The organism is Pseudomonas sp. AG1028, from assembly GCF_007993955.1.
Lineage (GTDB): Bacteria > Pseudomonadota > Gammaproteobacteria > Pseudomonadales > Pseudomonadaceae > Aquipseudomonas > Aquipseudomonas straminea.
On record NZ_VIVP01000012.1, the window covers coordinates 169,504 to 182,986 of the forward strand.

Consider the following 13,483-nt stretch of genomic DNA (forward strand, 5'->3'; position numbering starts at 1 on the left):
CCATGCGCGCCATATTCGCCTTAGTTAAGGACGGAATGCGTTCTTGAAAACCTTCGACCACCTCAACGTGATCGGCCTGCGCGAGTGGGTAAACCTGCCGGAGTTGGGTATCGTCGGCCTGCGCGCCAAGATCGACACCGGCGCCAGCACGTCGAGCCTGCACGCCAGTGACATCCAGCCCTTCGAGCGCGACGGCGAACGCTGGGTGCGCTTCACCGCCTACATCGGCACCCAGGTGCAGCGCCGCCACCGCTGCGAAGCGCGTCTGGTCGCGCTCAAGACCATCAAGAGTTCCAATGGCCAGGCCCAGACCCGCTACGTGATCCGCACCAGCCTGATGCTGGGCGATCTGCTGTGGCCGGTGGAGTTCACCCTGGCCAGCCGCAAGACCATGCGATACCGCATGCTACTCGGCTCCAAGGCGCTGGTGGATGGCCATCTGGTGGTCAACCCGGCGCTGAGCTACGTACAAGACAAACCCGTGCTTCCCGACCCGACCGGTGCCCAATGAAAATCGCTGTGCTGTCGCGCAATCCGCGCCTGTATTCCACGCGTCGCCTGGTCGAAGCCGGGCAGCAGCGCGGCCATGAAATGGTGGTGATCGACACCCTGCGCGCCTATATGAACATCGCTAGCCACAAGCCGCAGATCCATTACCGCGGCAAGCCGCTGGAAGGCTTCGACGCGGTGATCCCGCGTATCGGCGCCTCGGTGACTTTCTACGGCTGCGCGGTGCTGCGCCAGTTCGAGATGATGGGCGTGGTGCCGCTCAACGAATCGGTGGCCATCGCCCGCTCGCGGGACAAGCTGCGCTCCCTGCAGCTGCTGTCGCGGCGTGGCATCGGCCTGCCGGTGACCGGCTTTGCCCACTCGCCGGACGACATCCCCGACCTGATCCACATGGTCAACGGCGCGCCGCTGGTGATCAAGGTGCTCGAAGGCACCCAGGGCATCGGCGTGGTGCTGTGCGAAACCGAAAAGGCCGCCGAATCGGTGATCGAGGCTTTCATGGGCCTCAAGCAGAACATCATGGTGCAGGAATACATCAAGGAAGCCGGCGGCGCCGACATCCGCTGCTTCGTGGTCGGCGACAAGGTCATCGCAGCGATGAAGCGCCAGGCCAAACCTGGCGAATTCCGCTCCAACCTGCACCGCGGCGGCACCGCCAGTCTGATCAAGATCACACCGGAAGAACGCATGACCGCCATCCGCGCCGCCAAGGTCATGGGCCTGTCGGTGGCCGGCGTCGACATCCTGCGCTCCAATCACGGCCCGCTGGTGATGGAAGTGAATTCCTCGCCGGGCCTGGAAGGTATCGAAGTGACCACCGGCAAGGACGTTGCCGGGATGATCATCGGTTACCTGGAAAAGAACGGTGGCCCCAACCTGACACGCACCAAAGGTAAAGGATGAGCACGCCCTACACTGGCCGCGTGGCCCTGATCGCCCCCGCTTCGGCGATCGCCGACGAGGTTTTCGACGCGACCCTGGCACAGCTCGACGTACAGGGTATCGATTACCACCTGGGCCGCCACGTACGCGCTCGCCATCGTTATCTGGCCGGCACGCCGGCGCAGCGCCTAGAGGATCTACACGAAGCATTCAGCCTGCCGGATATCGACGCCGTCTGGTGCCTGCGCGGCGGCTACGGCAGCGCGCAACTACTGCCGGGCATCGACTGGGCGCTTCTGCAGAACGCCACACCGCGTCCATTGATCGGCTACTCGGACCTGTCGGTGCTGCTCGACGCCTTCGCCCGCCATGAATTGCCTGGTATCCACGGCCCGGTCGCCACCGCCCTTGGCCTGCAGGCCATGGCTGCGCCGACCGGTCAGCGCGAGCGCCTGGCCTCCATGCGTTCGCTATGGGATCTGCTACAGAGCCGCAGCCATTCGTTGCCGGTGCGCCACCTCAGCGGCCCGCAAACGGCCGTGAATGGCCCACTGGTCGGTGGCAACCTTACCGCCCTGGCCAGCGGTTGTGGGACCGTGGCTGGCGTAAAGCTGCCTGCTGATGCCATCCTGATTCTCGAAGACGTCGGCGAGCCGTATTACCGCCTGGAGCGCAGCTTCTGGCAACTGTTCGAGAGCTTTGGCGAGCGCCGCCCGGCCGCGGTATGCCTGGGCAGCTTCACCGACTGCCCACGGCGCGGCGTGCAGCACAGCATCGAAGAAATCATCGGCGAATACCTTTCGCCCTTCGACATCCCGCTGTATGGCGAGCTGCCCAGCGGCCACGGCGACGCCAACTTCGCCTGGCCGTATGGCCGCCAAGCGCACTTACAGGGCGATACGGTGAGCTGGTGACGCCTAGCCTCTGTACGAAAAGCACCTCCGCGCGGAGGCTTTTCGTACAGACCCTAGCCTCGCGAGGCCACCCGCACCATGAAATCCGCCTCGACCATCGGTCGGCCCAGCAGATAACCCTGGCCAAACTCGCAGCCAAGGGTTTTCAGGTGTTCGAGCTGATCGGCCGTTTCGATGCCTTCGGCCACGCATTCCAGGTCCAGGTTGCGGGCGATCATCAGGATGGTTTCCACCAGCAGCACGTTGCTGCCGTTACCGCCGCGCCCCAGATCCTGGGTGAAGCTGCGGTCGATCTTCAGGCGGTCCAGCGGCAGGCGCTTGAGGTAGGTCAGCGAGGAATAGCCGGTGCCGAAGTCATCGATCGAGAAGCGTACGCCGAGCGCCTTTAGCGCGTGCATGTTGGCAATGCACTGCTCGACGTCTTCGAGCAGTACGCCCTCGGTCAGCTCCAGCTCCAGCGCTGCCGCCGGCACGCCATAACGTTCCAGGCAGCTGCGTACGCGCTCGGCGCAATCCTGGCTACGCAGTTCGCGCGGGCTGAGGTTGACCGCCAGCACCAGGTCAGGATGCTCTAGGCGCCAGCCTTGCAGCGTGGCGCAGGCGCGTTCGAGCACCCAGTGGCCGATGTCCTGAATCAACCCGGTTTCCTCGGCCAGCGGAATGAACTGGCCAGGCAGTATCTCGCCCTTCTCCGGATGCGCCCAGCGCACTAGCACCTCGGCGCCGATCAACTGGCCATCGTCCAGTTGCAGCTGCGGCTGGAACACCAGGTACAGCTGATCGCGGGCAATCGCCTGACGCAACTCGCCCTGCAGCTGCAGGCGCTGGTCGATTGCCGCCTGCATCTCCGGGGCAAAGAAGTGCAGCGCGTTGCGCCCAGCCTGCTTGGCGCGGTACATGGCGGTATCGGCCTGCTTGAGCACGTCGGCGGCGTTCTGCTCGCCGAACGGATGCAGCGCGATGCCAATACTGGCGCTCATCGACAGCTCGTGGCCGTCGATCACGCAAGAGGGTTCCAAGCTCTTGAGCAAACGCTCACCGACCATGGCGGCCTGTTCGCCGGCGATCTGGGCATTGGCGTCCAGGCCTTCGAGCAGCACCACGAACTCATCGCCGCCCATGCGCGCCAGGGTGTCCTCGGTGCGCAGTTGACCTTCGAGGCGCTCGGTCACTTCGCGCAACAGGTTGTCGCCAACCAGATGACCGAGGCTGTCGTTGACGGTCTTGAAGTGATCCAGATCGATGAACAGCAGAGCGCCCAGGCTGCCCTGACGAATCTCGCGGTCCATGGCGTGCTGCAGGCGGTCGAGCATCAGGCGGCGATTGGGCAGACCGGTCAGCTCGTCGCTGTAGGCCAGGCGCTCGATTTCACGCTGGTAGCGCTGACGCTCGGAGATATCCGTCACGCTGCAGCGAATCAGTGCAGGCTCACCCGGCAGCCGCACAAGGCGCACCTCGCAGGGGAACTGCCGCCCGCGACTATCGAGGTGCAGCCACTCGAACACCGGCACCTCGCCAGCCAGCGCCGCTTCGAGGTAGTGCTTGGCGGCGTCGAACGAAGGGCGGCCATCCGCCTGTCGCTCCGGGCTCAACTCGAAGGGCCGGCGATTGAGCAGCTCCTCCCGGGGATAGCCAAACAGGCGCAGGGCATTGCCGTTGAAATCGACCAGACCGCCCTCCTCGCTGTACAGCATGATCGCCTCGGGCGCGTGTTCGACGACGGTACGGTAACGGGCCTCAGCCTCGTAACGGGCGCTGATGTCTTCAACCAGCAGCACAAACATGCTGACCCCGCCGTCGCTGCGGCGCACCGCACGCAGGTTGAGCCGGGTCGGCACCAGGCTGCCATCGGCACGCCGGAAGCTACGGTCGCGCTCGAACCCCTCACGGCGCCCCGCCATCACATCATTGAGCAGCGGTTGCTCGGCATCGAGATCCTCCTCGCAACTGATTTGCGTCCAGCAGGACTCCAGCAGCTGCTCGCGGCTCATGCCAAGGATGTTGCACAGCTTGAGGTTGACCTCGGACCAGCTGTGGGTCGGGGTGATCAGGGCCATGCCGATCAGCGGGGTCTCGAAGAACAGGCGCAGGCGCTCATCGCGCTCGCGCAGCTGCTGCTCGGTGCGGCGCCGCGCGGTGACGTCCTGGGCCGCGCCGTAGACGCGCACCAGCTGGTCGCCGTCGCGTTCGGCAACACCCAGCAAGCGCACCCAGCGTGTGCGACCCTTGGCAGTGTTGGCGCGCACCTCGATATCGAACTGGTCGTCCCCAGCGTGCATCTGCTGCAGGGTGCGCACGATCAGATCACGGCCCGTTGCATCGAACTGGCTCAGCGATTCCTCGAACGACGGCGCTCCGCTTTTCGGGTCCAGCTCGTAGATGGCGAAACAGCCGGCACTCCAGTACATGCTCATGTCGCGCATGTTCAGCGACCAGCCGCCCAGGTCGGCGATGTTTTCCGTCTGGGTGAACAGGTGGCTCTGCTGCTGCAGCGTCTCGCTCTGGCGCACCATGTCCTGGGCCAGCTGCTCGCGGGCGCTGACGTCCTGCTGCATGACGATGAAGTGGCTGACGCCCAGTTCGTCGCGCATCGGCGCCAGAATCACCTCGCCCCAGAACGCCTCGCCGCCCTGGCGCTGCAAGCGCAGCACGGCATTGCCGGGCACCTCGCGGCGAATGGCGGTTTCCAGCACGTGCAGGCCCTCGTGGCGCTTCTCGCCACGCAGCAGGTCGAGCAGGCTCAGGCCGAGGGTCGCGTCGGCCTCGCGCCCGGTGATCTGCTCGAAGGCCGGGTTGCAGTAGATCAGCGGCAATTTGGCCTGCCGCGCGTCGGCGATCAGCACACCGAGCGGGCTGGCATCCAGCGCCGAATGCGCCAGGTTAAGCTGGCGCTGCACCAGCGCACTATGGGCAAGCGCCAGACGCAGATCGGTGAGGCTGCGGCCGATCAACAGCGCTGCCAGGATGAATAGCAGGATGCCGAAGTGCAGTTCCAAGCGCTGCGGATCAATCCAGCTGTCACCCGCTGTGATCGTATGAAACCAGGGCAACACCAAGATTGCCACCGCGCTGATTGCCGCTCCGCACACAGCCCCAGAAAATCCCCAAACTAGCGCGAGCCCCAACATGACCAGGCCCACGGCCGGCATCTTCAACGTGGACGGCAACAGCTCCAGCAACACCGGCAGGCACACCAGCACCGGCAGCAGTACGTATAGCGAGGGTAGCGTGCGCAAGGCCACGGGCACCTGCTGCAGGGGGGGGACGATGCCCTCGGCCGGCACCAGCCAGCCGCGCCTACGCAACCAGGGGCTGAAGTAGGTCAGCAGTGGGATGGAAATCACCAACGAAGTCAGACTGTCGACCATCCAAAGCGTCAGAACCAGCTGCGGCACCTGTGCCACTGTCAGCCCACCGAGCAGCAGGCGGCAGCCGACCAGCAGCCCACAGGCCAGCGCCGCCGGCAACAAGACGCCCAGCAGGATGAAGCGCAGCACATGGCTGATGTCCGGCAAGGCCGCATCGAACGGCCGCCAGCGCAGCAGTAGGTAACAGCAGGCGACGCCCAGGGTTTCCGGCAACGCATTCAGGGGCGCCTGGTGCCAGTCCAATCCCCACAGTGGCGTGGAGAGCACGGCATTGGCGTAGAGCGCCCATAGCACGCGCGGTCCCCACCAGAGCACAAGCACCAGCCCGAGGGCGAACGGCAGATAGAGAATGCCCAGCCCGTCTTCGAACTGAGTAGTCAGAGACAGCTGTGTAGCAAGGTGGAACGCCGGCAACGGCAACCACCAAGTCCAGAACGGCAAGCGTTCGGCGGTGCGGGGCATACGAACCTCATATCGCTATGCCAGCACAGCATGAAGCAGCCCGTCAGGGCTGTACAGGTGCCTGCATCGAGTACACAGCCTAGTCGAGAATCAGGCGGCGTCGCGTGGTAACAACAAACCCAGAGGCAAGCAGATACGGGCCTCCAGCCCTCCGCCGGAACGGTTGCGCAGTTCAACACTACCGCCGTGCAGCGAGGCGATGCGCTTGACGATGGCCAGGCCCAGCCCGGCTCCCTTGCCACCGCGGGCGCTGTCGCCGCGAATGAACGGATTGACGATACTACCCAGCTCGCTCGGGTCGATACCAGCGCCACGATCCAGCACGCTGAGCACGACGTAGGGCGCACTGTGATCATCGGCGATCGACAGCACGATCTCCACGGCGCCGCCGCCATAGCGCAGGGCATTCTCGATCAGGTTGACGATCAATCGCTTGATCGACACCCGGCGCAGTGGAAAGGCCGGCACCGGCTCGAGGAACAGACGCACCTGTTCCTGTTTCTGGTTGTAGGGCGCCACTACCTCGCGGATCAGCTCGGTCAGCTCCAGCTCCTCAACCGGCTCATCACGACCGTCACGGATAAAGGCCAGGAACTGATCGAGGATCGCATCCATGTCCTCGATGTCGCGCACCATGTCGTCGGTCAGTTCCGAATCGTGATCGAGAAACTCCAGGGAGAGCCGCAAGCGTGTGAGCGGCGTGCGCAAGTCGTGTGATACCCCGGCGAGCATCAGCTCGCGCTCGCGCCCGGCCTGCTCGACATCCTCGGCCATCTGGTTGAAGGCGCGGTACACCTCGGCCATTTCGCTCGGCGTATCACCCACCGGCAGGCGCACGCTGCGGCCCTGGCCGAACTGGCGGGCAGCGATCACCAGGCGCTTGAGCGGCGCGCTGAGCTGGCGCACGAAGATCCACGCGGCAGCTGTGGACAACAGGCCGATACCCAGGAACCAGCCCAGCACGCTCCAGATCCGCTGACCACGCAGCGGGTGTGGATACAGCGGCACACGCACCCAATCCTCACCGAGCGTCGGCGCATGCACCCAGAGCGCCGGCGGGCTCTTGGCCCGCACCCGGGTTTCGGTATCCGGACCAAGCTCCGACTGCATCTGCCGCTGGAATATCTCGCTGTACGGCCAGTGCTCCTCGCTGGCCGGCACTTCGGCGCGCGTCACCCGCTTCAGCCCCGCCGCTTCGGCGATATTGGCGCGATCCTCGGGATCCGCTGCCCAGTAGGCGCGCAGGGTCAGCGCCGCGCCGTGGCTGTACTGACGGTCGACCAGCACGTCCTCGTTCATCATCAGGTAGACGAGGGTCAGAGCCTTGGAGAACAGCACGACGATCAGCACCAACCAGAGGGTGCGCGAGAAGAAGCTTTGCGGAAACCAGAGTGGAGCTTTCATAGAAACAGGAGCCGGGCAGAACACGAGAGGCGGGAAGCTAAACGAACGAGGGCTGACATCGGTTGCCAGCCCTCATGCGCTTCATAACGGTTTTATTTGTTGCCATCCGGCACGAACACATAGCCAACGCCCCAGACTGTCTGGATATAGCGTGGCTTGGACGGGTCCGGCTCGATCAGCCGACGCAGGCGGGAAATCTGTACGTCGATGGAACGCTCCAGGGCGTCCCACTCACGGCCACGAGCCAGGTTCATAAGCTTGTCGCGGGTCAGCGGCTCGCGGGCGTGCTGCACCAGCGCCTTGAGCACGGCGAATTCGCCGGTGGTGAGCATATGGACTTCGTCGCCTTTCTTCAGCTCGCGGGTGGCCAGGGACAACTCGTAATCACCGAAGGTGACGGTCTCGTCCTCGCTGCCCGGCGCGCCCGGTACCACCGGCGCCTGGCGGCGCAGCACGGCCTTGATGCGCGCCAGCAGTTCGCGCGGGTTGAAGGGTTTGGCCAGGTAATCGTCGGCACCGATTTCCAGACCCTGGATGCGACTGCCCTCGTCACCCTTGGCGGTGAGCATGATGATCGGCACCTGATTGTTAGAGGCCCGCAGGCGGCGGCAGGCGCTCATGCCGTCTTCGCCTGGCAGCATCAGGTCGAGCACCACCAAGTTGAACAGCTCGCGCGATAGCAGGCGGTCCATCTGCTCGACGTTTTCCACGGCGCGAACGCGATAACCCTGTTCGTCGAAGAAGCGCTCCAGCAGACGACGCAGACGGGCGTCGTCATCGACAATCAGGATCTTCTCGCCTTCGACCGGTTGTACTGCAGTGCTGCTCATAGAGGCTCCTTGACCGAGAGTCCGCGACGCGATGCGCCCGGCTGAACGGCGGCATTATGGCTCAGAGGCCGTATAGACCACGTATTGTCCATTGTTAGCAGATTTTTCGCTGGCGTTGGCGCACTTCGCCCGGATTCGCGGTCTGACGGCCGCCAGCGGCAGGTGGCCTGAGCGCAGCTTTGCGTGGCTATAATGCGCCGCTTTATCGTCCGGCTCATCGTGAGCGCAGCCGGTTCCAGTCGTTTCAAGGTGGATTCTTCTTTCTATGCTCAGCATCAACAACCGTATCGCCGAAGAACTGGGCGTGCGCCCGCAACAGGTCGCCGCCGCCGTACAGCTGCTGGATGAAGGCTCCACCGTGCCGTTCATCGCCCGCTACCGCAAGGAAGTCACCGGCAGCCTCGACGATACCCAGCTGCGCAACCTGGAAGAGCGCCTGCGCTACCTGCGCGAGCTCGACGATCGCCGCGCCAGCATCCTGGCCAGCATCGAGGAACAGGGTAAGTTGACTCCTGAGCTGACCCGCGAAATCAACCTCGCCGACACCAAGACGCGCCTCGAAGACCTCTACCTGCCCTACAAGCAGAAGCGTCGCACCAAGGGCCAGATCGCACTGGAAGCCGGCCTCGGCGAACTGGCCGACGCGCTGTTCAATGATCCGAGCCTGACGCCGGAAACCGAAGCGGCACGCTTCATCGATGCCGAGAAAGGCTTCGCCGACACCAAGGCGGTGCTCGAAGGCGCCAAGTACATCCTCATGGAGCGCTTCGCCGAGGACGCCAGCCTGCTCAGCAGCCTGCGCGGTTTCCTCAAGGACAACGCCACCCTGAGCGCCCGCGTTATAGCCGGTAAGGAAGAAGAAGGCGCCAAGTTCCGCGACTACTTCGAACATGACGAGAAGCTCAAGGGCGCTCCGTCGCACCGTGCCCTGGCGATCTTCCGCGGTCGCAACGAGGGCATCCTCAACGCCAGCCTCAAGGTCGGCGAAGAGCTGCCGGGCACCCTGCACCCGTGCGAAGGCATGATCGCCGAGCGTTTCGGTATTTCCAATCAGGGCCGCGCCGCCGACAAGTGGCTGGGCGAAGTGGTGCGCTGGACCTGGAAGGTCAAGCTCTACACCCACCTGGAAACCGACTTGCTCGGCGAGCTGCGTGAAGGCGCCGAGGACGAGGCGATCAGCGTCTTCGCCCGCAACTTGCACGACCTGCTGCTGGCCGCCCCCGCAGGCCCGCGCGCAACCCTGGGCCTCGACCCGGGCCTGCGCACCGGGTGCAAGGTGGCGGTGGTCGATGCCACCGGCAAGCTGCTGGACACCGCCACCGTCTACCCGCACGCACCGCGCAATGACTGGGACGGCACCCTCAACGTGCTGGCCAAGCTGTGCGCCAAGCATGGCGTCGACCTGATCGCCATCGGCAACGGCACCGCCAGCCGCGAGACTGACAAGCTGGCCATCGAGCTGATCAAGAAATACCCGGGCCTGAAGATGACCAAGATCATGGTCAGCGAAGCCGGCGCCTCGGTGTACTCGGCCTCGGAGCTGGCGGCCAAGGAGTTTCCGGATCTGGACGTATCACTGCGCGGCGCCGTATCCATCGCCCGTCGCCTGCAGGACCCGCTGGCCGAGCTGGTGAAGATCGACCCGAAATCCATCGGCGTCGGCCAGTACCAGCACGATGTGTCCCAGCTGAAGCTGGCGCGTAGCCTGGACGCCGTGGTGGAAGACTGCGTGAACGCCGTGGGCGTGGACGTCAACACTGCCTCCAGCGCCCTGCTGGCGCGTATTTCCGGCCTCAACGCAACCCTGGCGCAGAACATCGTCGCCCACCGCGATGCTCACGGCGCCTTCAAGACCCGTGACGCCCTGAAGAAAGTCCCGCGCCTGGGCGACAAGACCTTCGAACAGGCCGCCGGCTTCCTGCGCGTGATGAATGGCGACAACCCGCTGGACGCCTCCGCCGTACACCCGGAAACCTACCCGCTGGTGCAGCGCATCGCCGCCGACACCGGCCGCGACATCCGCTCGCTGATCGGCGATGCGGGCTTCCTCAAGCGCCTGGATCCGAAGAAGTTCACCGACGAGACCTTCGGCCAGGTGACCGTCAGCGACATTCTCAGCGAGCTGGAAAAACCCGGTCGCGACCCGCGTCCCGAGTTCAAGACCGCCGAGTTCCAGGAAGGCGTGGAAACCCTCAAAGACCTCGAACTGGGGATGATCCTCGAAGGTGTGGTCACCAACGTGACCAACTTCGGCGCTTTCGTCGACATCGGCGTCCACCAGGACGGCCTGGTGCATATCTCGGCGCTCTCCGAGAAATTCATCAAGGACCCGCACGAGGCGGTCAAGGCCGGCGATGTGGTCAAGGTCAAGGTCATGGAAGTGGACATCCCGCGCAACCGCATCGCCCTGTCGATGCGCATGAGCGACACCCCCGGCGAGAAAGTCGATGGTCCTCGTGGCGGCGGCCGTCAGGGTGGTGGCAAAGGTGGCCAGGCGCCGCGCAGCGAGCGCCACTCCAGCCAGGAAAAACCGGCTCCGGCCAATGCCGCCATGGCCGCGCTGTTCGCCAACGCCAAGCAGCTGAGGAAGTAAGCGATGAGCGATTCCGTGGATGAAATCGGCAAAAGCAGCGCCTTCGGGCGCCTGCTGGGCCTGCAAATCGTCAAGGCCGAAGCCGGTGAGGCGATCATCGCCCTGAGCATGCATGACGGCCTGCGCAACCTGCACGGCAAGCTGCACGGCGGCGCGCTGTTCTCGCTGATCGACACCGCCATGGGCCAGGCCAGCCACAGCCTGACCGATGGCGAACCGAGCAGCGTGACCCTGGAGTGCAAGGTCAACTACATCCGCGGCGTTACCGAAGGCGACCTGAGCTGCCGCGCCTGGGTCATCCACGCCGGCCGCCGTACCCAGGTCATCGAAGCAGAAGTGCACCAGCATGACAAGCTGGTGGCCAAGGCCCAGGCGACCTTCGCCTGCCTCTGAGGCCCACGTCACGCGCAGCAGAGCCCTGAAAGCCGCCTGCGTGTGTCGCTAGAACGTACATCCCTTTCGCCAGACGACCAACGTCAGCAATTCGCCCCTTGTAGAGTCCAGCGTCCACCCCCATATTGGGGCGACCGCTGCGTGAAGGAATGCAATCTTGAGCGACCTGTTCTCCCGCCGTCTGGCCCTGCTCGGCGAGCACGCCAACCTGTCCCTGCTCTCCCAGTGCCTGCACGGTATCGAGCGTGAATGCCTGCGCGTCGATGAAAGCGGCCAGCTGGCGCTGAGCGGTCACCCCGCCGCGCTGGGCTCGGCGCTGACCAACGGTCAGATCACCACGGACTATTCCGAATCCCTGCTCGAGTTCATCACCGGTACCGCAGCAGACCCAGGCGAGACTCTGGCCGAGCTCGAGCGCATCCACCGCTTCGTGTATAGCAAGCTCGACGGCGAGTACCTGTGGAGCCCCTCGATGCCCGGCCCGCTGCCGGACGAAGAGACGATTCCGATCGCCCGTTACGGCAGCTCGCATATCGGCCAGCTCAAATACGTGTACCGCAAGGGCCTGGCCCTGCGTTACGGCAAGACCATGCAATGCATCGCCGGCATCCACTACAACTTCTCCCTGCCCGAGCAGCTGTGGGCCGTATTGCAGCAAGCCGAGGGTGACGGGCGCAGCGCGCGTGACTACCAGTCCTCGCGTTACATCGCGCTGATCCGCAACTTCCGCCGTTACAGCTGGCTGCTGATGTACCTGTTCGGCGCCTCGCCGGCGCTGGACAAGAATTTCATGCGCGGCCGCCCGCACCAGCTCCAGGAGCTGGACGCCGACACCCTTTACCTGCCCTATGCCACCAGCCTGCGCATGAGCGACCTGGGTTACCAGAGTGAAGCCCAGGCCGGGCTGACGCCTTGCTACAACGACCTGGCGAGCTACACCGACAGCCTGCGCCAGGCCGTCGGCACGCCGTACCCGCCATACGTGAATATCGGCACCAAGAAGGACGGCGAGTGGCTGCAGCTCAATACCAACGTGCTGCAGATCGAAAACGAGTACTACTCCAACATCCGCCCCAAACGCGTGACTTATAGCGGCGAGCGGCCGATCCAGGCGCTGATGGCCCGCGGTGTGCAGTACGTCGAAGCACGCTGCCTGGACATCAACCCGTTCCTGCCGATGGGCATCGACCTCGCTGAATCGCGTTTCCTCGATGCCTTCCTGCTCTACTGCGCCCTGCAGGACAGCCCGCAGCTGAGCAACGGCGAATGCGGCAGTTGCTCGGACAACTTCCTCAAGGTGGTCAAGGACGGCCGCCGGCCGGGCCTGCACCTGCAACGTCACGGCGCGCCGGTGGTCTTGCAGAGCTGGGCCCACGAGCTGCTCGATGGCATCGAAGCGATCAGCGAGCTGCTCGACCGCAGCCAGGGGACGGACGCCCACGGCGCCGCCTTGCAGGCCCAACGCGCGAAAATCGATGATGCCAGCCTGACTCCGTCGGCCCAGGTGCTGGCCGAACTGCAGCAAGGCGAAACCTTCGCCGCCTTTGCACTGCGCCAGAGCAAGCGTCATGCCGAGCATTTCCGTGGCCAGCCGCTGAGTGCCGAGCAACAGGCCGAGTTCGAGCAGGCCGCGCGCCAGTCTCTGCATGAACAGACTGAACTGGAAGCCCACGAGGAAGGCGACTTCGACAGTTTTGCCGCCGCCTACCAGGCCAGCATTCTCGCCCTGGCGGTGTGAAACAGGGCCTGGCCCGCGACGACTGCGTCACAAAAAAAACCAGCGGTCATAAATCCGTGACCGGTGGGCGGCTTCGGCCCGGCGGATTTGGCTAGCATGGATTGCAAGCACGCTTAGCGAACCGCCCATGAGCCAACACGACGACAAGCAGCACTGGAGCCTGGAAAGCCTGACCAAGGCCTACCAGCAGGGCTATATGGCCGGCCTGGCCGGCAACGCCTCGGACAGCCTGCCCTTTGCCGACAGCATTCCCGCTGCCGCCTGGGAAGCCGGCTGGGTCGACGGCGAAGGCCAGCGCCGGCTCAGTGCGGAGAAGCTCAACCGCTCCCCGCACACCAAAAAACGCGCCTGACCTCCCGCCTAAAAGCCCCGCTCAGGCTAAATCCACC

General features: G+C 64.6%; 10 protein-coding genes. 7 read left to right on the forward strand and 3 right to left on the reverse strand.

What is annotated here, in order from left to right; translation table 11 throughout:
* Nucleotides 1–76 precede the first annotated feature (76 nt).
* The 3 genes from FB481_RS20065 to FB481_RS20075 are packed head-to-tail and all read left to right on the forward strand — an operon-like array spanning nucleotide 77 to nucleotide 2,306.
* Nucleotides 77–511 (forward strand): ATP-dependent zinc protease, encoded by a 435-nt coding sequence (locus FB481_RS20065; protein WP_167363187.1) that lies wholly within the window; start codon nucleotides 77–79, stop codon nucleotides 509–511.
* Nucleotides 508–1,413 (forward strand): 30S ribosomal protein S6--L-glutamate ligase, encoded by a 906-nt coding sequence (gene rimK, locus FB481_RS20070; protein WP_093507112.1) that lies wholly within the window; start codon nucleotides 508–510, stop codon nucleotides 1,411–1,413. Before FB481_RS20065 ends, rimK begins: the two co-directional genes overlap by 4 nt.
* Nucleotides 1,410–2,306, forward strand: a complete 897-nt coding sequence (locus FB481_RS20075) for an LD-carboxypeptidase (protein WP_093507114.1) — start codon at nucleotides 1,410–1,412, stop codon at nucleotides 2,304–2,306. Before rimK ends, FB481_RS20075 begins: the two co-directional genes overlap by 4 nt.
* Before the next feature lie 53 nt (nucleotides 2,307–2,359).
* Here FB481_RS20075 and FB481_RS20080 read toward each other — a convergent pair whose 3' ends face one another.
* The 3 genes from FB481_RS20080 to ompR form a co-directional block, all read right to left on the reverse strand.
* Nucleotides 2,360–6,136 (reverse strand): EAL domain-containing protein, encoded by a 3,777-nt coding sequence (locus FB481_RS20080; RefSeq protein ID WP_147177509.1) that lies wholly within the window; start codon nucleotides 6,134–6,136, stop codon nucleotides 2,360–2,362.
* A 90-nt stretch (nucleotides 6,137–6,226) separates the two neighbouring features.
* Complete coding sequence (locus FB481_RS20085) at nucleotides 6,227–7,540, reverse strand: ATP-binding protein (protein WP_093507118.1); 1,314 nt, start codon at nucleotides 7,538–7,540, stop codon at nucleotides 6,227–6,229.
* Between the two features lie 92 nt (nucleotides 7,541–7,632).
* The gene (ompR, locus tag FB481_RS20090) at nucleotides 7,633–8,370 is read right to left on the reverse strand and encodes a two-component system response regulator OmpR (RefSeq protein ID WP_013793112.1); all 738 of its coding nucleotides are present in this window, start codon (nucleotides 8,368–8,370) and stop codon (nucleotides 7,633–7,635) included.
* Nucleotides 8,371–8,635: 265 nt separating this feature from the next.
* Between ompR and FB481_RS20095 the strand changes: the two genes are divergently transcribed.
* The 4 genes from FB481_RS20095 to rmf all read left to right on the forward strand — a co-directional run bounded on the left by FB481_RS20095 (nucleotide 8,636) and on the right by rmf (nucleotide 13,446).
* Nucleotides 8,636–10,963 carry a Tex family protein gene (locus tag FB481_RS20095; protein WP_093507120.1) on the forward strand — a complete coding sequence of 776 codons (2,328 nt, stop codon included), beginning with the start codon at nucleotides 8,636–8,638 and terminating at the stop codon, nucleotides 10,961–10,963.
* 3 nt (nucleotides 10,964–10,966) lie between these two features.
* Complete coding sequence (locus FB481_RS20100) at nucleotides 10,967–11,356, forward strand: PaaI family thioesterase (protein ID WP_147177510.1); 390 nt, start codon at nucleotides 10,967–10,969, stop codon at nucleotides 11,354–11,356.
* Between the two features lie 157 nt (nucleotides 11,357–11,513).
* Nucleotides 11,514–13,094, forward strand: coding sequence for a glutamate--cysteine ligase (gshA, locus tag FB481_RS20105; RefSeq protein ID WP_147177511.1), 1,581 nt, complete (start codon nucleotides 11,514–11,516; stop codon nucleotides 13,092–13,094).
* A 127-nt stretch (nucleotides 13,095–13,221) separates the two neighbouring features.
* Entirely contained in the window at nucleotides 13,222–13,446 is a 225-nt protein-coding gene (gene rmf / locus FB481_RS20110) for a ribosome modulation factor (protein WP_027910149.1), read from the forward strand.
* The last annotated feature ends 37 nt before the right edge of the window (nucleotides 13,447–13,483 follow it).